The organism is Ruegeria sp. H3, assembly GCF_056533095.1.
On record NZ_JBQFOD010000011.1, the window covers coordinates 76293 to 96922 of the forward strand.

Annotated in this window: 23 protein-coding genes; 14 read left to right on the forward strand and 9 right to left on the reverse strand. The window is 57.8% G+C overall.

What is annotated here, in order from left to right; genetic code table 11:
* Positions 1-137: 137 nt before the first annotated feature.
* Complete coding sequence (locus tag ACR0JE_RS13935) at positions 138-737, forward strand: L,D-transpeptidase (RefSeq protein ID WP_480864581.1); 600 nt, start codon at positions 138-140, stop codon at positions 735-737.
* A 140-nt stretch (positions 738-877) separates the two neighbouring features.
* A complete protein-coding gene (locus tag ACR0JE_RS13940; RefSeq protein WP_170455786.1) occupies positions 878-1060 on the forward strand; it encodes a hypothetical protein in 183 nt (60 codons plus the stop codon).
* Between the two features lie 75 nt (positions 1061-1135).
* Here the strand turns inward: ACR0JE_RS13940 and hemH are convergent, their stop codons facing one another.
* The gene (gene hemH, locus ACR0JE_RS13945) at positions 1136-2185 is read right to left on the reverse strand and encodes a ferrochelatase (RefSeq protein WP_480864582.1); all 1050 of its coding nucleotides are present in this window, start codon (positions 2183-2185) and stop codon (positions 1136-1138) included.
* Positions 2186-2241: 56 nt separating this feature from the next.
* Positions 2242-3072: a methyltransferase domain-containing protein gene (locus tag ACR0JE_RS13950; RefSeq protein WP_480864583.1), complete on the reverse strand. Its 831-nt coding sequence runs from the start codon at positions 3070-3072 to the stop codon at positions 2242-2244.
* On the opposite strand from ACR0JE_RS13950, the gene ACR0JE_RS13955 reads away from it, so the two are divergent.
* Genes ACR0JE_RS13955 through ACR0JE_RS13970 form a run of 4 tightly spaced genes read left to right on the forward strand, consistent with a single transcriptional unit; the run spans position 3053 to position 5397 of the window.
* Positions 3053-3832 carry a double zinc ribbon domain-containing protein gene (locus tag ACR0JE_RS13955; protein ID WP_480864584.1) on the forward strand — a complete coding sequence of 260 codons (780 nt, stop codon included), beginning with the start codon at positions 3053-3055 and terminating at the stop codon, positions 3830-3832. The genes ACR0JE_RS13950 and ACR0JE_RS13955 overlap by 20 nt on opposite strands.
* Before the next feature lie 23 nt (positions 3833-3855).
* Positions 3856-4113, forward strand: coding sequence for a glutaredoxin 3 (gene grxC, locus ACR0JE_RS13960; protein WP_170455778.1), 258 nt, complete (start codon positions 3856-3858; stop codon positions 4111-4113).
* On the forward strand, positions 4113-4943 hold the full coding sequence (locus ACR0JE_RS13965; RefSeq protein WP_480864585.1) for a carbon-nitrogen hydrolase family protein: 831 nt from the start codon (positions 4113-4115) through the stop codon (positions 4941-4943). The genes grxC and ACR0JE_RS13965 overlap by 1 nt, the downstream gene beginning before the upstream one ends.
* 13 nt (positions 4944-4956) lie before the next feature.
* Positions 4957-5397: a MarR family winged helix-turn-helix transcriptional regulator gene (locus tag ACR0JE_RS13970; protein WP_170537132.1), complete on the forward strand. Its 441-nt coding sequence runs from the start codon at positions 4957-4959 to the stop codon at positions 5395-5397.
* A gap of 191 nt (positions 5398-5588) precedes the next feature.
* Here the strand turns inward: ACR0JE_RS13970 and ACR0JE_RS13975 are convergent, their stop codons facing one another.
* Both ACR0JE_RS13975 and ubiG read right to left on the reverse strand, forming a co-directional pair.
* Entirely contained in the window at positions 5589-6062 is a 474-nt protein-coding gene (locus ACR0JE_RS13975; RefSeq protein ID WP_480864586.1) for a hypothetical protein, read from the reverse strand.
* 121 nt (positions 6063-6183) lie between these two features.
* Entirely contained in the window at positions 6184-6930 is a 747-nt protein-coding gene (gene ubiG, locus ACR0JE_RS13980; RefSeq protein WP_480864587.1) for a bifunctional 2-polyprenyl-6-hydroxyphenol methylase/3-demethylubiquinol 3-O-methyltransferase UbiG, read from the reverse strand.
* A gap of 49 nt (positions 6931-6979) precedes the next feature.
* Between ubiG and pip the strand changes: the two genes are divergently transcribed.
* The 6 genes from pip (at position 6980) to infB (ending at position 14268) form a co-directional block, all read left to right on the forward strand.
* On the forward strand, positions 6980-7957 hold the full coding sequence (gene pip / locus ACR0JE_RS13985; protein WP_480864588.1) for a prolyl aminopeptidase: 978 nt from the start codon (positions 6980-6982) through the stop codon (positions 7955-7957).
* Positions 7954-8772: an ABC transporter substrate-binding protein gene (locus ACR0JE_RS13990; protein ID WP_480864589.1), complete on the forward strand. Its 819-nt coding sequence runs from the start codon at positions 7954-7956 to the stop codon at positions 8770-8772. The genes pip and ACR0JE_RS13990 overlap by 4 nt, the downstream gene beginning before the upstream one ends.
* A gap of 159 nt (positions 8773-8931) precedes the next feature.
* On the forward strand, positions 8932-9522 hold the full coding sequence (gene rimP / locus ACR0JE_RS13995; protein ID WP_480828112.1) for a ribosome maturation factor RimP: 591 nt from the start codon (positions 8932-8934) through the stop codon (positions 9520-9522).
* On the forward strand, positions 9522-11135 hold the full coding sequence (nusA, locus tag ACR0JE_RS14000) for a transcription termination factor NusA (RefSeq protein WP_170537121.1): 1614 nt from the start codon (positions 9522-9524) through the stop codon (positions 11133-11135). The genes rimP and nusA overlap by 1 nt, the downstream gene beginning before the upstream one ends.
* Before the next feature lie 23 nt (positions 11136-11158).
* Positions 11159-11782, forward strand: a complete 624-nt coding sequence (locus ACR0JE_RS14005) for an RNA-binding protein (RefSeq protein WP_480864590.1) — start codon at positions 11159-11161, stop codon at positions 11780-11782.
* Between the two features lie 8 nt (positions 11783-11790).
* Entirely contained in the window at positions 11791-14268 is a 2478-nt protein-coding gene (gene infB / locus ACR0JE_RS14010; RefSeq protein WP_480545174.1) for a translation initiation factor IF-2, read from the forward strand.
* Positions 14269-14491: 223 nt separating this feature from the next.
* Here infB and ACR0JE_RS14015 read toward each other — a convergent pair whose 3' ends face one another.
* Positions 14492-15370 carry a LysR substrate-binding domain-containing protein gene (locus tag ACR0JE_RS14015; protein WP_480864591.1) on the reverse strand — a complete coding sequence of 293 codons (879 nt, stop codon included), beginning with the start codon at positions 15368-15370 and terminating at the stop codon, positions 14492-14494.
* Between the two features lie 98 nt (positions 15371-15468).
* Here ACR0JE_RS14015 and ACR0JE_RS14020 point away from each other — a divergent pair, with 98 nt between their 5' ends.
* Both ACR0JE_RS14020 and ACR0JE_RS14025 read left to right on the forward strand, forming a co-directional pair.
* The gene (locus ACR0JE_RS14020; RefSeq protein ID WP_480864592.1) at positions 15469-16173 is read left to right on the forward strand and encodes an SDR family oxidoreductase; all 705 of its coding nucleotides are present in this window, start codon (positions 15469-15471) and stop codon (positions 16171-16173) included.
* Positions 16163-16414: a DUF6552 family protein gene (locus tag ACR0JE_RS14025; RefSeq protein WP_480826221.1), complete on the forward strand. Its 252-nt coding sequence runs from the start codon at positions 16163-16165 to the stop codon at positions 16412-16414. The genes ACR0JE_RS14020 and ACR0JE_RS14025 overlap by 11 nt, the downstream gene beginning before the upstream one ends.
* Positions 16415-16563: 149 nt before the next feature.
* On the opposite strand, the gene ACR0JE_RS14030 is transcribed toward ACR0JE_RS14025, so the two are convergent.
* From ACR0JE_RS14030 to ACR0JE_RS14045, 4 genes are all read right to left on the reverse strand, one after another.
* Positions 16564-17391, reverse strand: coding sequence for an alpha/beta hydrolase (locus ACR0JE_RS14030; RefSeq protein ID WP_480864593.1), 828 nt, complete (start codon positions 17389-17391; stop codon positions 16564-16566).
* A gap of 3 nt (positions 17392-17394) precedes the next feature.
* Positions 17395-18282 (reverse strand): tryptophan 2,3-dioxygenase, encoded by an 888-nt coding sequence (locus tag ACR0JE_RS14035; protein ID WP_480864594.1) that lies wholly within the window; start codon positions 18280-18282, stop codon positions 17395-17397.
* Positions 18283-18347: 65 nt separating this feature from the next.
* Positions 18348-19376, reverse strand: a complete 1029-nt coding sequence (tdh, locus tag ACR0JE_RS14040) for an L-threonine 3-dehydrogenase (protein ID WP_480864646.1) — start codon at positions 19374-19376, stop codon at positions 18348-18350.
* 14 nt (positions 19377-19390) lie between these two features.
* Complete coding sequence (locus tag ACR0JE_RS14045) at positions 19391-20575, reverse strand: glycine C-acetyltransferase (protein WP_480864595.1); 1185 nt, start codon at positions 20573-20575, stop codon at positions 19391-19393.
* Between the last annotated feature and the right edge of the window lie 55 nt (positions 20576-20630).

Genomic DNA, 20630 nt, shown 5'->3' on the forward strand with positions numbered 1-20630 from the left:
ATATCGTGCCAGACGGTGCGGGGCAAACGCCCAATGTCACAGGGCTGCATGATTCTGCCGGTTTGATTTGCGACTGAAGCATTCTGGCAATAGAATGCCCAAAATTTCAGAACTCGCCCTCGCAAAGGACCGCACTCATGGTCAAGAAACGCATTTCCCCTCAGACCCGCCGGGGTTTCCTGTCTGGCGCGGCTGCCATGGTGGCAAGCCCGGCGCTGGCGCAATACATCCCTGGCGATCCGTTGCGCCCTGCGCCCGAGCCCGAAGCCGCGGTGCGCCGCAATGTTTCGGGATTCCGTGCGCTGGACTGGCAGCCTTACTTCTCGAACACCAGAAACGGGGCCATTCTGGTCGATACTGTGTCGCGAGCGCTGCATTATTGGTCAGATGACCAAACTGTGTACAAACTCTACCCGTCATCGGTGCCTTTGACCGAAGAAATGACCCGCCGTGGCCGTACCAGCGTCATTCGCAAGGTCGAGGGTCCAAGCTGGGCACCGACCCCTTCGATGAAGAAGCGGAATCCTGAATGGCCTGACTATATCCCGCCCGGACCAGATAACCCATTGGGAACACATGCTTTATATCTGGGGTGGAAGTACTATCGCATCCACGGAACGCATGACACGCGCAAAATTGGCCGAAAATCGTCGAACGGCTGCATCGGTCTGTTCAACGAAGACATTGCCGAACTGTTTTCGATGGCCAAGGTCGGCACGCAAGTGTTGCTAATTTGACGACATTTTCACGCAGCTGGTGGCTTAGCGTTCAAGTTGCAATTGCATTCCAACCGCTTTGCTGATTAGAAAAAAACCACGAGGTAAGTCTTAGATGCGCGTTCCAAAGAATTGGAATCGCGCAAATTCTGGAGGTTAATATGAAAAAACTCGTTCTCGCCGCTGCTCTGACTGCTGCTGCTTCGACCGCATATGCGGGCAATCTGGAAGAGCCGGTTGTTGAAGCACCTGTTGTTGTTGAAGAAACTCAGGGTTCTTCGCAGGGCATCCTGCTGCCGCTGATCCTGCTGGTCGTTGTGGCCGCAGCTGTTGCAGCTGGCTAAGCTTACGAGCTTTATCCAGAGAAAAGGCGGTGGATCGCTCCACCGCCTTTTTTCATGCCTGAAAGGTGGGGCTGACTAGTCCAGCCAACCGCTCAGATTGTCTTCGATGATCTTGCCCAGAGCTGAAATGTGCGAAGCGTCATCATTGAGGCAGGGAATGTAGGTGAAGCTTTCGCCGCCTGCCTCTTCGAAGCTTTCCTTGATCTCTTCGTTGATCTCTTCCAGCGTTTCGATGCAATCGGCGGAAAAGGCCGGCGCGATCACGGCGATGTTCTTTTTGCCCTGACGCGCCAGATCAGCCACGTGATCCACTGTATAGGGCTTCAACCATTCCTCGGGCCCGAACCGGGACTGGAAAGTGGACACAATCTGGTCATCAGACCAACCTAGGCGTTCTTTCAGCAGCCTGGATGTCTTTACGCACTGGCAGTGATAAGGATCGCCCTGTTGCAGGTAGCGCTCGGGCATCCCGTGATAGGAACAGACAAGCACATCTGGCTTGGCGTCCATGGCGGCATAGGCTTGCTCGACCGATTGCGCCAGCGCCTCGATATAGGCTGGTTCGTCGTAATAGGCGGGAACGGTTCGGCTGGCCGGTTGCCAGGCCTCCTCCATCAGCGCGCGAAAGAACTGATCATTGGCCGTGGCTGTCGTTGCCCCGGCATAATGCGGATAAAGCGGGAAAAACAGGATGCGATCGCAGCCCTCTGCCACCATCTGGCGTACCTTGGATTTGGTCGACGGGTTGCCATAACGCATGCAGAAATCGACCATCACCTGATCCCCATAGCGCGCCTGCATCGCGTCTCGCAGCTTGGTGGTCTGATCCTTGGTGATCGTCATCAACGGGCTTTCGCCTTTGTCGTGGTTCCAGATCGACTTATACGCCTCGCCCGAACTGAAGGGGCGTTTGGTCAGGATGATGCCCTGTAAGATCGGCTGCCACTTCCATTTGGGGTAGTCGATTACGCGTTGATCCGACAGAAACTCGTTCAGATAGCGTCGCATTGGCCAGTAGCTATAGTCATCCGGCGTACCCAGATTGGCGAGCAAGATACCCACGCGCCCCATTTTGACTTTGGGGTGATCGGCTGGAGCATGCGCTGGGCGGGTTGCATCGAACATTTGGGTCTTCCTGAGTTTTCGCGTTCTGGCCTGAGATAAAGGGAAAAACCCAATCGTCAATCGGGCAGTTTGCCCTCATCCGTATTCAGCGCGTCAGCAAGGCGCATATGGGCAGATCCCGGGCGCAGCGGTTTGGGCTGGCTGTCGTCAGGTGACCAACCGGTCAGGCAAATCATTTCGAAGGTTGCAGGCAAGCGGCCTGTGGCGGTGCTGAAATGCCTGGCATAAATCTCTTGCGCGCGCGCGAATACCTGCCTGCGCGTAGGTGATTTAAGCCGGTCCGCCAGCACGTTTGTTTCCCCCATCGCGCGCAGATCATGCATCAGATGGGTGAGATCGCGATACTCGGCCGTCAGAGGCACCGCGTCTGCAACAGGCAACGCTAGTCCAGCTCGCTGAAGCAATGCTCCTAGGTCTCTAAGCTCTGCCATGGGGGCGATTCGGGGGCTAAGCCCACCTGTCACTTCAATCTCGGCTTGCCCAAGTGCCGCACGCAGTTGATGCAGGGTTTCCCCGCCCAGACACACACTCAGCAACAAGCCATCGGGGCGCAAGGCGCGTTGGCATTGGATCAGCTGCCCAACCGGATCATTGGCCCAATGCAGAGCCATCGCGTGCACGATCAGATCATGCGCGCCTTGGCTCAGAACAAGCGTGTCGTCATCCGTGACGATCTGGGCACCCGGCAATGCATCCTGCCAGATATGTGCAAACGGCGTCACAATCGCAGGCGCCGTAAAGGTTCTGTTAACCATGCTTAGCCGATCCTGCACTTCGTCAACGGCGGCGCGATGCAGGAACAGGGCACTATCCTGAACCCGCGCGCGACGGCGCAACTGGGTTGGACGGTCAAAAAGCGAGGGCGCATTGGACGCAGGCAGTTTCATACCCCGCAGGTATCGTATTTGGCAGCGCGTGCAAACCGCGTTGCAACTGATCTACCCGCCCAGATGCTTGAGCTGCGGCACCTTGACCGACTCGGATTTTGGTCTTTGCGGAGCGTGCTGGCGCGATACACCATTTATTGGTGGGACGGTTTGCGACAGCTGCGGTGTGCCTGTTCCAGGTGAGGGTGATGGTCATCGGATCGAATGCGATGATTGCCTGAAAACACCGCGCCCCTGGCAAGATGGCCGGGCCGCCCTGATGTATGAGGGGCGGGCTAAGTCGCTTATCCTGGCGCTCAAGCACGGGGACAGGCCTGAACTCGCGCGACCCGCCGCGCGCTGGATGGCGCTGGCTGGACGCGAACTGATCCGGCCCGGCATGCTGATCGCTCCGGTTCCGCTGCATTGGTCCCGCCTGATGAAAAGGCGCTACAACCAATCCGCGCTTCTGGCCCAGCATTTGGCCGCTGAAACCGGGTCCGAGGTTTGTCCCGACCTGTTGGTGCGGCGCCAGCGTACTCCGGTGCTGGACGGCAAAACCGCTGCGCAACGGGCTGAGATTCTGGCAGATGTGATCGCTCCGCATCCCAAGCGACGGCAACAGACCTTGGGGCGCGACATTCTACTGGTCGATGATGTGATGACATCCGGAGCGACGCTGGCGGCGTGTACGCAAGCGTGCCGCGACGCCGGGGCAAATCATATTTCCGTGTTGGTGCTGGCACGCGTTGCCAAGGATGCCTATTTCGCCCAAGATTGAGCGAAACCCGAAGGGACGGAAACATGAAACCGGTTGAAATCTATACATCGCCGCTTTGTGGCTTTTGCCATGCTGCAAAGCGTCTGCTGAAGCAAAAAGGCGTTGAATTCAAGGAAATCGACGTGCTGCTGCACCCCAAGCGCAAGCCTGAGATGATCAAACGCGCGGGTGGTAAGCGCACTGTGCCCCAGATTTTCATCGGCCCTGACCACGTGGGCGGCTGCGATGACCTGTATGAGCTGGACCGCCAGGGCAAGCTGGATCGTCTTTTGGCGGCCTGATGAAAACCGCTCTGCTGCAAATCACCTCATCGGACGACCCGTTCGCGAATCTGGAGATGGTTCGCGCCTTGATTGCCGAGGCCGCCGCTGAGGGGGCGCAGTTCATTCTGACCCCGGAGGTCACGAATTGCGTGTCCAACAGCACCACGCGGCAGCGCGAGGTGCTGCAGCATGAGGAAAACGATCTCACTCTGGCCGGTCTACGGGCGCAAGCGGCCGAGTTGGGCGTTTGGCTGCTGATCGGGTCGCTTGGGATCAAGACCCACGACCCGGATGGTCGTTTTGCGAACCGCAGCTTCATGATCAACCCTCAGGGTCAGATCGTGGCACGGTATGACAAGATCCACATGTTCGACGTGCAGGTCACCGAAACCGAGACGTTCCGCGAATCGAAAAACTACCGTCCGGGCGAACAAGCAGTGGTTGCCGAGACTGATTTCGGCAAGATCGGCCTGACCATCTGCTACGACATTCGATTTCCCCATCTGCATGCCGCCCTTGCGCAGGCTGGAGCTCGTATTCTGACGGTTCCAGCGGCGTTTTCTCCTGTCACCGGGGCTGCACATTGGGAACCGCTGTTGCGGGCGCGGGCGATTGAAACCGGCTGCTGGGTGCTTGCCCCGGCGCAAACGGGTGCTCATCCCAACACGCGGGGAAAGACGCGTCATACCCATGGCCACAGCATGGTCGTTGCCCCGTGGGGAGAGGTCGTCATCGACGCAGGCACCAATCCGGGCATTCACTTTTTCGATTTGGATGATAGTTCTGTGACAGAGGCGCGCCAGCGTGTACCTTCGCTGACGCATCGCCGCCCTTTCGACGGACCCTGATCCAGACCGGACCATGACAGACGAGACAAATGCCCTAGCGGTCACGCTGTTCAGCGAGATCCTGACCGCCGATCAGCTATTGCGCAACCGGCTCAGCCGTGTGCTGCCCAAGGGCATGGAAATCTCGCATTTCTCGGTGTTGAACCATCTGGTGTTTGTCGGGGATGAGCGTAGCCCGGCACAGCTGGCCAATACCTTCCACGTGACCCGAGGGGCAATGACCAACACTTTGGCCAAGTTGGAATGGGCCGGATACATCCACATCCGCCCTGACTGGGACGATGCACGGCGCAAGATGGTGGCCATCAGCCCCGCCGGCCGCCGCGCGCGCGATCAGGCGATCGCGTCGATCGCCCCGTTGATCAACCGTGTGGTCGGAGAGCTGGGGCTGGAGCGGGTCCGCAGTACGCTGCCGGTGCTACGAGATTTGCGGTTGCAGTTGGAGGGGGAGTAGGGGGCAACGAACCGTTGCCCTTCGCTAGATCAAAAATCGTTGCGACCGTATTCGTACACCTGTAGCGCCTATAAAGCCAAGTAAACTCAGGCTTCCAAAATAAACGGGGTTGCCCCGCTCCCAAAACCCTTGAGCTTCAAAAAATCCCGACGTTCGTAGAATGACCTGTTTCAACGTTCCTCTTTGGATATTCATCTTACTCCTAAGATCAACGCATCTAGAAGCTGCCGCAAACCATTGGCCTCCATTTTTGGGTTGCCTTGCAGGCCAACTCCAGCCGCCGCCGCTGCGAATAGAAGACAGGATTCTATTCCATCCACGCCCTCGAACTCACCACCATGGATAAGCCAAACCAAATACTCACCTTTTACATCTTCATTAGTGGCACTTACTTTTCCTACGTTGCATCCATCGTTAGAGAGTTCGTGTGAAGCAAATAGTGCTGTCGCTTTCTGCGGCAGGTCTAAACCGACTGGTTTCACAAATTTGCCTTCCGAAACTATCTCGGGGTCAATGAAGACAAAAAAATAGATTGCCCTTACCAGATCATATTTGTTCGAACTCGCGCTCAAGTACCGATCTACAATTTCCTGAGTTGCTTCAGAAACTTTAGGATCGCTTATATAGCCAGAAAGCGGAACGCCTTCATGTTCGTACACAAACACGCCCGAATTCTCATGTGCTGTGGCTAGCGTGCTATTGAACATTGTAGCAGCGAAAATTGCCGCACCAGACAATACCGCGGGCCGCAGCGCATAACTTAAAGATCGACTCAAAGAATCTACCTCACTCCGGCTTCAAACTCGCGGTCACATAATTCACGCTCAGATCCCGGTCCGATATCGACCAACTCCACAGGATCGGGTTGAATACGAACCCTTTGCGATCCACGGGTTCCAATCCGGCTTGGCGCAGCAGGTCGAACAGCTCGTCAGGGGTAATGAACTTGCTCCATTCATGTGTGCCGCGTGGCAGCCAGCGCATGACGACCTCGGCCCCGAAAATGGCCATCGCATAGGATTTCGGGTTGCGGTTGATGGTGGAGCACACCTGAAGCCCGCCGGGTTTCAGCAGTTGCTGCGTGGCGGTTAGGTAGGATTGTGGGTCGGCCACGTGTTCGACGACTTCCATGTTCAGCACAACGTCGAACTGTTCGCCTGCGGCGGCCATGTCCTCGGCGGTGGTGTGGCGATAGTCGATCTCCAACCCCGATTGCTCGGCGTGTATGCGGGCGACGGGCAGGTTGCGCTCGGCGGCATCTGCGCCCACGACCGTCGCACCAAGGCGAGCCATCGGTTCGCTTAGCAAACCTCCGCCGCAGCCGATATCCAGCAGGCGCAGGCCTTCGAACGGTTTCGCAGCCTTCAGATCACGGTCAAATTCCCCGGCGATCTGCTGTGTGATATAGTCCAGACGACAGGGGTTCAGCATATGCAATGGCTTAAATTTTCCGTTCGGATCCCACCATTCCGCCGCCATCGCTTCGAATTTTGCGATCTCGGATGGGTCTACCGTGTTCGGATGCGCTTGCATTCCTGTCTCCGTATGCTCTTTTACGTCTTGAGGACTATATAGGGCCATAATGGACAAGTACCCGGACCAAAAGCGCGCAGTGCAATATTTGTACCCGCCGATCGACCCGTTCGATCAGCGGTTGGTCAGCGTGGGCGATGGGCACCAGATTTATATGGAACAATGCGGTAATCCCGACGGCTTACCCGTGGTGGTTCTGCATGGTGGTCCGGGTGGCGGCTGCAGCCCGGCGATGCGGCGCTATTTCGATCCGTGCGTGTTCCGGGTGATTCTGTTTGATCAGCGCGGATGCGGGAAGTCGCGGCCTCATGCGTCGGTCGAGAACAATACGACCTGGCATCTGGTCGAAGATATTGAACGCCTGCGGTCGCTGCTGGATATCGAGGAATGGACAGTGTTCGGCGGTAGCTGGGGCGCGACTTTGGCCCTGGTTTATGCGCAGGCCCATCCGGATCGGGTGAGCCGTCTGGTGTTGCGTGGGGTGTTTCTTGCGACCCAATCCGAGCTGGACTGGTTCTATGGCGGCGGTGCAGGCAAGTTCTGGCCCGAACCTTGGGCCAAGTTCACCTCTCTGCTGGCCGAAGATGAGCTGTCGGATACGATCAAAGCCTATAACAAGCGCCTGTTCTCGGGCGATCGGGCAACCGAAATCCTGTATGCCAAGGCATGGTCGGCCTGGGAAAATGCCTTGGCCTCGATCCATTCCAACGGTGTGGTTGGCGAAAGCCCCGGCGAATATGCGCGGGCTTTTGCACGGCTTGAAAATCACTATTTCACCAACAACGCTTTTTTGGAAAAGGACGGGCAGATTCTGGATCAGATGGACCGGATCGCGCACATCCCCGGCCATATCGTTCAGGGGCGATACGATATGATCTGTCCGCCGCAAGCGGCGTGGGACCTGTCGGAACGCTGGCCGAATGCTGAGTTGAAGATGGTACGACAGGCCGGACATGCCTTGTCCGAGCCGGGCATCAGCGCCGAGCTTGTGCGCATCATGGACCGTGTGGCGGAGGGCTGGGCATGACCCGGATGGACCGTCGTGCTTTGTTCGCTTCGGGTGCTGCGGCTGCATTGCTCGCGGCTACGGGTGCGTCTTTGGCGGATACACCCAAGGCTGGCGGGACTTTGCGTTTGGCGGTACCACGCGATGACAGCCTGGAACAGGTCGCCCGTGGTGCTGTGTTCGATACTCTGACCGAGATCGCGCCCGACGGGACGCTACGGCCAGAGCTGGCGACCGCTTGGAAAACCGATGCGGATGCCTGTGTCTGGACGTTCAGCCTGCGCGAGGAGGTTCAATTCCACGATGGGTCTGACCTGAATATAGCGGATGTTCTGCCGGTGTTGGCCGAGTTTGGGCGGGCAGAGGCTTTGTCTGCATCTGCAATGCGCGTTGAGCTTGCTACGCCAAATACGGGGTTGCCGTTCCAGTTGGCAGACACAAGGTTTGTGATCGCGCGGAACGGTTCGGGTGTGACGCCCTTGAAACTGGCTAATGGCACTGGCTGCTACCGGGTTGAAAGAGCCGAGGATGATCGGAATTTTCTGGGGCGGAAAGTGACAGATCACTACAAGGGCAATACCGCCGGGTGGGCCGATAAGATCGAGGTTATTGTGATCCCTGACGCGCAGGTCCGGGCCGAGGCGTTGCGCGATGGATATGTTGATATAGCAGCCCTGCCAGCGGGCGATCAGCTGCGCGACAAACGCGGCCTGCGATTTTTCCCGAATGACAAGGATTTGTCGTTGGCTATTGCGTCGCATGTCGGGATGCCCAGGCAGATCTGCAAAGCTTCGCTGGATGATGGGCGCATCGCCGAACGGTGGTGGCTGGTGTAAATTCGATCACGATTTTCGCCGGGGGTTGCAGACTCGGAAACTCCTGCGTATATGCAGTTGCAACAGCGGCGCGTTGGACTTCTGGTTCAAGGCTCCACCGGAAAATTCGACGGGCCGCGCGCCCGTTTTTTTGTGCCCGTTCGAAGGGTAGAGAACCTGATGACAAACGACCTGATAGCCAAAGCAGCCATCGATAGGCGACTGGCCGAGATCATCACCCCGGTGATCGAGGATCTGGGGTATGAGCTGGTACGCATCCGCCTGATGAGCGGCAAGACCACTACGATGCAGATCATGGCGGACAAGCCCAATGGCGGTATCGAGGTAGATGATTGCGCCGAGATTTCCAATGCGGTCAGCGCCACACTGGATGTCGAGGACCCGATTTTGGACGCCTATACGCTGGAAGTGTCCAGCCCGGGCATCGACCGCCCTCTGACCCGTCTCAAGGATTTCGAGACGTTCGAGGGGTACGAGGCCAAGATCGAGACCACCGAACTGATCGACGGCCGCCGCCGGTTCAAGGGCGAATTGGCCGGGATCGAAGGGGATGAGGTTCTGATCAACATCCCCGAGGGCGATGAAACCATCACCATCGGTCTGCAATTCGACTGGCTGAGCGATGCCAAGCTGGTCCTGACCGATGATCTGATCAAGGAAATGCTGCGCCAGCGCAAGGACGCCGGTGCCCTGAACGAAAACGCTTTCGACGAGATTGAGACCGAAGGGTCCGAAGAGGAGACGAACTGATGGCAATCACCTCAGCCAACCAGCTGGAGCTGCTGCAGACCGCCGAGGCCGTGGCCCGCGAAAAGATGATCGACCCCGGTCTGGTTGTCGAAGCGATGGAGGAATCGCTCGCCCGTGCCGCCAAGAGCCGTTACGGCGCGGAAATGGACATTCGTGTCTCCATCGACCGCAAGACCGGCAAGGCCACTTTTACCCGCGTGCGCACCGTGGTCGAGGATGAAGAGCTTGAGAACTATCAGGCCGAGTTCACCGTCGAACAGGCCAAGCAGTATATGGAAAACCCTGAGGTCGGTGATGTCTTCGTTGAAGAAGTTCCGCCGGTTGAGATGGGTCGGATTGCTGCTCAGTCCGCCAAGCAGGTGATCTTGCAGAAGGTCCGCGAAGCTGAGCGTGACCGTCAGTATGAAGAATTCAAGGATCGCGCAGGCACCATCATCAACGGTGCAGTCAAACGCGAAGAATTCGGCAATGTCATCGTCGATCTGGGCGGTGCCGAGGCTGTTCTGCGCCGGAATGACAAGATCGGACGCGAAAGCTATCGCCCGAATGACCGTGTGCGCGCGTATATCAAGGAAGTGCGTCGCGAAGTGCGCGGCCACCAGATCTTCCTGTCGCGCACCGCGCCGGAATTCATGGCCGAGCTATTCAAAATGGAAGTGCCGGAAATCTATGACGGCATCATCGAGGTTAAGGCTGTGGCCCGTGACCCCGGCTCGCGCGCCAAGATTGCCGTGATTTCCTATGACGGTTCCATCGACCCCGTCGGTGCCTGTGTGGGTATGCGCGGCAGCCGCGTGCAGGCCGTTGTAAACGAACTGCAGGGCGAAAAGATCGACATTATCCCGTGGAACGAAGACCAGCCGACTTTCCTGGTGAACGCTCTGCAGCCTGCCGAGGTCTCTAAGGTGGTTCTGGACGAAGAGGCCGGCAAGATCGAAGTTGTTGTCCCCGAGGAACAACTGTCCCTCGCTATCGGTCGCCGTGGTCAGAACGTGCGTCTGGCCAGCCAGCTGACCAATCTGGACATCGACATCATGACCGAGGCCGAAGAATCGGCGCGTCGTCAGAAGGAATTCGAAGCTCGCACCCAGCTGTTCATGGAAACACTGGATCTGGACGAATTCTTCGCACAGCTGCTGGTGTCGGAAGGGTTTACCAACCTTGAAGAGGTTGCATATGTCGAGATCGAAGAACTGCTGGTCATCGACGGTGTTGACGAAGGCACCGCGCAGGAATTGCAGACCCGTGCGCGGGAATTCCTGGAGGCTCAGGCCAAGGCGGCGCTGGATGCGGCCCGAGCGCTGGGCGTTGAGGACAGCCTTATTGAATTCGAAGGCCTGACACCCCAGATGGTAGAGGCGCTGGCCAAGGACGATGTGAAGACGCTGGAAGACTTCGCAACCTGCGCTGACTGGGAACTGGCCGGTGGCTGGACCACGGTCGATGGCGAACGCATCAAGGATGACGGTGTTCTGGAGCCCTTCGGCGTCACGCTGGAAGAGGCGCAGGATCTGGTGATGACGGCGCGCATTATGCTGGGCTGGGTTGACCCGGCTGAGCTGGAGCAAGCCGAAGAAGACGGCGACGTTGTAGAAGAGGAGGCCGAGGCCTGATCTCAGGGCCTCGGGTGGCGCACATGGGTCGCGGTGGCGTCCATAAAGACCGGTCCGATGGGCCAGAGCGGAAGTGCATCGCCACGGGCGAGGTACAGCCCAAATACGGGCTGATCCGCTTTGTCGCCGGACCGGATGGGCAGGTCTATCCGGATGTCGCGGCAAAATTGCCGGGGCGCGGGGTCTATGTGGCGGCGGATCGTTCGGCCTTGGATAAGGCTGTCGGCAAGAAATTGTTTGCGCGTGGGTTCAAGGCACAGGTCACTGTGCCGGCCGATCTGACCGCTGAGGTGGAAAAGCAGGTTGTACGTCGGGTGATAGAGCTGTTGAGCCTAGCGCGCAAGTCTGGTGATGCGGTTGCGGGCTACGAAAAGGTCAAGACCTGGCTGGACCGGGAAGAAGCACAGGTGCTGATTCAGGCCGCAGATGGATCGGGGCGTGGCAAGTCGAAACTCAGTACGCCACACTTTGGAAAGTACATCGGTTGGTTGACGGCAGATGAATTAGGACAGGCATTTGGGCGCCAAACGGTGATTCATGCGGCCTTGGCCTCTGGCGGTCTTGCCAAACGTGTTGTAGAGGAAGCGCAGCGCCTGCGTGGCTTGCGCGAAACGGATGACGGCGGCAGGGGCCGCGCGGAAGGGTAAGAAGCTTTATGAGCGATAATGACGGCAAAAAGACATTGGGTCTTCGTGGCGGGGCGCGCCCCGGAAATGTGAAACAGAGTTTCAGCCACGGACGTACCAAGAATGTCGTGGTGGAAACCAAGCGCAAACGCGTGGTGGTCCCCAAGCCGGGTGCCAGCAAGCCGAGCGGTGGAGCAACGCCCTCGGGTGATCCGTCGCGTCGTCCTGCTGGAATTTCCGATGCGGAAATGGCGCGCCGTATGAAGGCATTGCAGGCTGCCAAGGCCCGCGAAACCGAAGAAGCGGCACAGCGCGAAGCGCAGGAAAAAGCACGTGAAGAGGAACGTGCCCGTCGCCGTGCCGAGCAAGAGGCCAAGGAACGCGAGCAGCGCGAAGCTGAAGAACGCGCTCGCGCCAAGGCCGAAGAGGAAGAACGTCAGCGCAAAGAGGCTGAAGAAGCCGCCAAGCGCGCAGCTGCGGCTCCGGCTCCTGAAGCGTCAAAAGCCGCACGTAGCTCGGCCAGCAAACCTGCGCCAGCGGCGACGCCACGCAAGCAGGATCGCGAGCGTGAGCAGCGCGGCAACCGCGGCAAGGGGCGTGATGACAACCGCCGTTCGGGCAAGCTGACTCTTGGTCAAGCGACCGGTGGCGAAGGCAACCGCCAGCGTTCGATGGCAGCCATGAAGCGCAAGCAAGAGCGCGCGCGTCAGAAAGCAATGGGCGGTACGGTCGAGCGGGAAAAGGTCATTCGTGACGTTCAGCTACCTGAGGCCATCATGGTTTCGGAATTGGCCAACCGCATGGCTGAGCGCGTGGCCGATGTGGTTAAGTCACTGATGCAGATGGGCATGATGGTCACGCAGAACCAGACCATCGACGCTGATACTGCAGAACTGATCATCGAAGAGTTTGGCCACAAGGTGACTCGCGTCTCTGATTCGGATGTCGAAGACGTCATCAAAGAGGCCGAAGACAGCGAAGACGATCTGCAGCCACGTCCGCCAGTCATCACCATCATGGGTCACGTCGACCACGGTAAAACCTCTCTACTGGATGCAATCCGCGACGCGCGCGTTGTGGCGGGCGAAGCCGGTGGCATCACCCAGCATATCGGCGCCTATCAGGTGAAAACCGAAGGTGGCACCACACTGTCATTCCTGGATACGCCGGGCCACGCGGCCTTTACTTCGATGAGGTCCCGCGGCGCTCAGGTCACGGATATCGTGGTTTTGGTTGTTGCTGCGGATGACGCGGTGATGCCGCAGACGATCGAGGCGATCAACCACGCAAAAGCGGCGGGTGTCCCGATGATCGTTGCGATCAACAAGGTCGACAAGCCAGATGCGAATCCGGACAAGGTGCGCACCGATCTGCTGCAGCACGAAGTGATCGTCGAAAAGATGTCGGGTGAGGTTCAGGATGTCGAAGTCTCGGCCATCACCGGTCAGGGTCTGGACGAACTGCTGGAAGCCATCGCGCTGCAATCCGAGATTTTGGAGCTGAAAGCCAATCCCGACCGCGCAGCCCAAGGTGCCGTGATCGAAGCGCAGTTGGATGTGGGCCGTGGACCCGTCGCTACCGTTCTGGTTCAGAACGGCACTCTGCGTCAGGGTGATATCTTCGTCGTGGGTGAGCAATACGGTAAAGTCCGTGCGCTGATCAACGACAAGGGCGAACGCGTCAAAGAGGCTGGCCCCTCGGTTCCGGTCGAGGTTCTGGGTCTGAACGGCACGCCCGAAGCGGGTGACGTTCTGAACGTTACCGAGACCGAAGCGCAGGCGCGCGAAATCGCTGCCTACCGTGAACAGGCCGCAAAGGACAAGCGCGCCGCTGCCGGTGCCGCAACCACCCTTGAGCAGCTGATGCAGAAAGCCAAGGAAGACGAAAACGTCACAGAGTTGCCAATTCTGATGAAAGCGGACGTGCAGGGTTCTGCCGAAGCCATCGTTCAGGCGATGGAGAAAATCGGCAACGACGAAGTCCGCGTGCGCGTGCTGCATTCGGGCGTTGGTGCGATCACCGAAACGGATGTCGGCCTGGCCGAAGCGTCCGGTGCGCCGATCCTGGGCTTTAACGTGCGTGCAAACGCCTCGGCGCGGAACACCGCGAACCAGAAGGGCGTGGAAATCCGCTACTACTCGGTGATCTATGACCTTGTGGATGACGTGAAAGCGGCTGCATCTGGCTTGCTGAGCGCCGAGATCCGCGAAAAGTTTATCGGCTATGCGGAAATCCGCGAAGTCTTCAAGGTCACCGGTGTTGGCAAGGTTGCCGGCTGTCTGGTTACCGAAGGCGTTGCCCGCCGTTCGGCTGGCGTGCGCCTGCTGCGCGACAACGTGGTAATCCACGAAGGCACGCTGAAGACGCTGAAACGCTTCAAGGACGAAGTGGCCGAAGTACAGTCTGGTCAGGAATGCGGCATGGCGTTCGAAAACTACGACGATATCCGCGCAGGCGACGTAATCGAAATCTTCGAGCGCGAAGAGGTTACGCGGACGCTGGATTGATTTGGTTCAGGATAGAGATTGAAAGCAGCGGTCCAATCGGGCCGCTGTTTTTTTTGCGCAGCGAACTTTCGGTGCACTGTATTAGATATTCTGTTTCCGGTTGGTATCACTCACCATACAACCTTGGTCCTGCCGCCAAGTCGATTTGATCCAATGGCGGATGTGCGAGACTCTGCTTCCATTCGCCCGAATGATCTGAATGGCCGCTTATGTTTCAAGTTAGTCAGGCATCTTTGACGGAGCGCGCCGTAAGCCACATCATGACATTGACGACCGTCTCATTGTTCTTGGCTGTTCGCGGCATGAGGACATAGAAATCACTTCCGCCCGCGTCCCAAGCTTTACCGACCTCGACCAAACGTCCGGCCTCAAGGTCATGAGCCACCAGAAACCGGCTTACCAAGGCTATACCTTGCCCGGCGATAGCAGCATCGACCGCAAGGGACGTTTGGCTTAGACGAAGGTGACGAGGAGACTGGTCCTGCACACCCAAATACGAGAGATAGCTGGGCCATTGGTCATGAGTGTCATGGATCTTCGGCTTTTCTGCTAGGGTTTCTGGATCCAGAGGAATGTCACCTTCGTTCGCAAACTTTGGCGCAGCGACCGCGATCAGCGATTGCTTGAACAAAAGGGTTACGTCCAGTGATGCGCCAAACGGCGGCGATCCTTGGCGCACTGCAAGGTCTATCCCGTCGCTGTAGAAGCTGGAAACTCTTTCGGTCGCCATGATCCGCAAATCAATATCCGGGTGTGCTGCGGTGAAGTCCGGTAGATTGGGGATCAGCCATTTCGCAGCAAAGGTCGGTGTGACACTGATGAGAACTTTGTTCGGCTCTGGTTTCAGTTCGGCAGTTGCGGATCGAAGGTCTGCGAACACCTTAGCTATCCTGTTGTGAAAGCTGCGTCCGACCGATGTGAACTTCAGGCCCTTTGGCACCCGTTCGAACAGTGTCACACCCAGATGAGCTTCGAGCTGGCGCACTTGTTGCGCAACGGCCCCCTGCGTAACACCCAATTCATCGGCGGCTGAGCGGAAACTGAGGCGGCGGCCTGCTGCGTCAAACGCACGCAAACTGTTGAGCGGGGGGAGTTCAATCATTCTGCAATAGTAATTCTACTGTCATGTAACATCAATTCTGAATCGAAATTTGTCATGGAAACCAGCATGTATGGCTCAACCAAGAAAGGAAACTCGATATGACAGTAGAAAAAGTAGCACTGATCACGGCAGGCGGCAGCGGCATGGGTGCGGATGCAGCGCGCAAACTGGCTGATGATGGGTTCAAGGTCGGCGTCCTGTCTTCGTCCGGCAAGGGTGAAGCGCTTGGCGGCGAACTTGGTGGCTTTGGCGTAACCGGCTCTAACCTTGATCAAGACGCGCTTACCGCTTTGGTCGAGGGTGCGAAGGAGCGCTGGGGCCGCATCGATGTCTTGGTGAACTCTGCTGGCCACGGGCCAAAAGGACCGGTCCTCGAAATCAGCGACGACGATTGGCACGAAGGGATGGAAGTTTATCTGATGAACGTCATCCGCCCAACACGGCTTGTCACTCCCTTGATGCAGGAGCATGGGGGCGGAGCAATCATCAACATCTCAACCTTTGCGGCATTCGAGCCTGACCCTCTTTTTCCAACGTCGGGGGTCTTCCGGGCCGGGCTTGCGGCATTCACGAAGCTCTATTCGGACAAATATGCTTTAGAGAATATCCGGATGAACAATGTCCTTCCGGGATTCATCGACAGCTTGCCCGAAACCGAAGACCGCAAGGCGCGTATTCCTTTGGGGCGCTACGGTTTCGCTTCGGAAGTGTCCTCTCTCATTTCGTGGCTCGCCTCGGAAGATGGCAGCTACATGACGGGACAAAACCTGCGTATCGACGGAGGTTTGACCCGTGCAATCTGATACCTTGGCCCTTGTATCACCGCGCGAGCGCCTTGTCTTCGCGGTCAAGTGGGGCGCATCCGCAATTCAGATCATGGGATACACTGCGACGGGGTTTGGCTGGACACCTTGGAACCTTTACCTGTTTCTTGTCGGTGTCGTGGGATGGTTCGCCGTCGGCGCACTATGGAATGACAAGGCGCTCATGCTTGTCCACCTTGTCGCCCTGGGTGCAATGACTGCCGGAATGGCAAGCGTCTGATGAACGCGAGCAGTCTTTCGGCCGCCGCGCGGCAATTGGGATGTGTGGGATCCAAGCTGACATTCGAAGCTCTGCCCAAAAGTATGGTTGGTGACGGTTGTATCGGTCTACGATGCGGAGAAAAATCTGACCGAAGTCCAATACTCTGCCTACCGTGACACCGCCAAAAACGTCCCCGAATGCATGATGATGTCGAAATGCTGCATCCCCTTTTTCAGGTCGAAACTGACGGCATGCCCGGCTTTGCGTAGCAGTTCCGCGTATTCCCGGCTTTGGCGGATGAACTCGGGCGTGTCCCTTTCGGCCACGGTCACGTGGTAGCGCGGGCCGGGGCGGGGGAGGTGGCGGATGGGCGACAGGTCGTTCACCTCGACCGGGGTCAGTTGCAGCGGGTCGTTCACCGGGGTCAGGCTGATCGGTTCCAGATCGTAGACTCCGCTTATCAGGATCACATCACGCACCCGCAGCCCGGCGCGAGCCAGATCGTTGGCTGAACGCGCCATGACCATACTGGCCAGATGCGCGCCTGCGCTGTGCCCCGACAAGGTGATCCGCGAGGGATCAAACCCAAGCGTTTCGGCCTGCGAGGCCAGCCACAACAGCGCATTGCTGCATTCTTCGACCATATCCCCGATCCGGGCGTCGGGGGCGAGCGTGTAGTTCAGCGTTGCAAAAGACTGCTCCGCTTCGATCAAGGCGGGAGCCATCATTGCCGACTCGCGCTGGCTGAGCGCTTGCCAGTATCCGCCATGAATGAACACATGCAGCGGCGCGCCAGCGCCTTTCGCCGGAAAGAAATCCAGAACCTGAGTTGGGCTTCCGCCATAGGCGAGGTTCTCTTGCACCGTCATTTGGGCACGGTGTTGTGCACTCAGGGCGGCATAGCTGTTCAGATAGGGCGTGAGGTCGCCTCCGACCATGGAGCTGGGGGAATATTCCTGCTCCAGCTCGGACTGTGAAAACCCGCGATACAGCATCACCTACTCCTGATCTGTGTACATCAACTCGGTGCGTACATCGTAGAGATCATGGAAGAACCTCAAATCCAAGGCCTTGCGCAAGAAAGAGACGCCGCTGGACCCGCCTGTGCCGGGTTGATTGCCGATCACGCGCTCGACTGCTGTGACATGATCGAAGCGCCAGCGCTGGAAGAGGGATTCCACATCCATCAGCTTTTCTGCCAGCGCATACAGCTGCCAATACCGATCGGTATCGCTGTACACTTGCGCCCAGATTTTCACGATGCGCGGGTCTCCTGAATAGGGTTGTGCATAATCGCGGTCCAACAGGTCTTGCGGAACGTCGAAGCCCTGGCGCGCAAGCATATGCAACACCTCATCGTACAGCGAAGGTTTCGTCAGCGCCGCGTTCAACTGCTCCATGACCTCGGGATCATGTTCATGAACCTTCAGGGTCGAGGCATCCTTGTTACCCAGAATGAATTCGATCTGGCGATACCCGTAGCTTTGAAAGCCGGACGAACTGCCAAGGGCCTGACGGAATGTCATGTAATCGGCAGGTGTCATGGTCAGCAGGGTTTCCCATGCTGTGATCAACTGCCGTTGAATGGCTTTGATCCGATCAATGTTCTTCATCGCTGGGCCGAACTCATCCTGCTGCAAGAAGCGTCGTACTTCGACCAGTTGGTGATGCATCAGCTTCAGCCACAACTCGCTGACCTGATGGATGATGATGAACAGCATTTCATCGGGCTGGGCCGGGTCCTGAAACGTACGTTGCAGGTTCAGCAGGGTCTTGAGTTGCAGAAAGTCGCCATAGCTTTTGCGATGGGTTTCGGCGAAATCGGTGACCAGAGAGTCCTCAATCCCGCGCTCAAGATACCGGTCTTCATTGGCTTTGTCGCTCATGCTGCCTTCCGCACCTGTGCTGTTTGCTACGTGTGTAGAGGCTGCGTTTGCAACTTTCCAGTGGTTCAAGTCCAGTCCAGAACAACCTTTCCGGATTGGCCCGATTTCATGGCTGCAAAGCCTTTGTCAAAGTCGTCCACGCCATAGCGATGGGTGATCACACGGCTGACATCCAAACCGTTCTGCAACATGGCAATCATTTTGTACCAGGTCTCAAACATCTCGCGCCCATAGACACCCTTGATGGTAATGGCTTTGAATACGATCCGGGACCAATCGACCGGGGATTTGCCCGGGGGGATACCCAGCAGGGCAATCTTTCCGCCCATCACTAAGGCCTCGACCATCTGGTCCAGTGCAATTTGCGAGCCCGACATCTCAAGCCCGACGTCAAAGCCCTGCTGCATGCCCAGTTCGGTGATGACATCCTGCAGGTCTTCTTTGGTGACATCGACAGTACGCAGGGTCGGCACCACGTGTTGGGCCAGGGTCAGGCGGTCGGGGTTGATATCAGTGATCACCACATGCCGGGCACCGGCGTGGCGGGCGACGGCGGCGGCCATGATACCGATTGGACCTGCGCCGGTGATAAGGACATCTTCACCCAGCAGATCGAAGCTAAGTGCGGTGTGAACGGCGTTGCCCAGCGGATCGAGGATCGCGCCGATTTCGTCCGGTACGTCCTCTGGCAAGGGTACAACGTTGAAGGCGGGCAATTTCAGATACTGCGCAAAGGCACCCTGTTCGTTTACGCCAATCCCGCGCGTTCCAGGGTCTAGGTGAAACTTGCCCGCGCGACTCTGGCGACTGTCAGTTCCGATCAGATGACCCTCACCCGAGCAACGTTGGCCGATCTCCAGTCCGGTTACGTTGCGCCCGATCTCGACGATCTCACCGGCGAATTCGTGGCCAGTGATCATGGGAACCGGTACGGTCGCGGCGGCCCAGTCGTCCCAATTCCAGATGTGAATATCTGTGCCGCAGATGCCGGTTTTGTTGATGCGGATCAGTACCTCGTCCGGTCCAATCTCGGGCACTGGGGCCTGAACCATCCAAAGACCTTCCTCGGGTTTGGATTTTTCCAGTGCTTTCATCGTGTTGGGTCGCATCAGATCACCCCCAGTTCCTTGCCGACCTTGCCAAAGGCCGCGAGCGCGCGATCCAATTCATCCTTTGTTAGAGCCGCATTCATCTGCGTTCTGATCCGCGCTTGCCCGCGTGGGACAACCGGGAAGAAGAAGCCCGAGACATAGACGCCTTCATCAAACAGCTTTGCTGCCATGTCCTGTGCCAGCTGAGCCTCACCCAGCATGACGGGGATGATCGGATGTTCCCCGGGCAGCAGATCAAACCCCAGATTCTCTAGCCCGGCGCGCCAGTACTTGGCGTTGCCGAACAGCTGGGCGCGCAGCATGTCACCTTCTTCGACCAGCCGGATCGCCTCTAGCCCGGCGGCGACGATGGAGGGCGGCAGCGAGTTTGAGAACAGATAGGGCCGCGCCCGCTGCCGCAGCAGGTCGATCACTGGTTGCGGCCCAGCGATATAGCCGCCGATTGCCCCCCCAAGTGCCTTACCCAAAGTTCCCGTCAGAATATCCACATCGACGCCGAAGTAATCTGGCGTACCAGCCCCGTTAGGCCCCATGAAACCGGTGGCGTGGCAGTCATCGACCATGACAATCGCATCGTATTTGTCGGCCAGTTCGCGGATTTTTAGTAGGTTGGCCAGATACCCATCCATCGAGAAAACGCCATCGGTGGCGATCATGATATGCCGCGCGCCGTCGTCACGGGCCTGTTTCAACCAGGCCTCCAGATCGTTCATGTCATTGTTTATGTAGCGATAGCGCTTGGCCTTGCACAACCGCACCCCGTCGATGATCGAGGCGTGGTTAAGACTGTCGGAGATGATAGCATCCTCGGGGCCCAGCAGTGGTTCGAACAGCCCTCCGTTTGCGTCAAAACAGGCAGCGAACAGGATCGCGTCGTCCTTGTTCAGGAACCCGGCCAGCTTCTGTTCCAACTCCCGGTGAATGTCCTGGGTGCCGCAGATGAACCGAACCGAGGCCATGCCAAAGCCTTTGGGCTCCATCGCATTGGTTGCTGCTTTGATCAGTGCGGGATGATCCGCCAGACCAAGGTAGTTATTGGCGCACAGGTTGATGACTTGACGGTCGCCCACCGTGATCTCACCGCCCTGAGGCGAGGTGATCATGCGTTCACGTTTATACAAGCCCTCGGATTCGATCTGCGCGAGTGTGTCCGCGATGTGGGACAAGAATGCATCTGCCATGGCGACCTCCGATCAACTGAGTCGCATATCTAGCATAACGGATACGTTTCCCAAA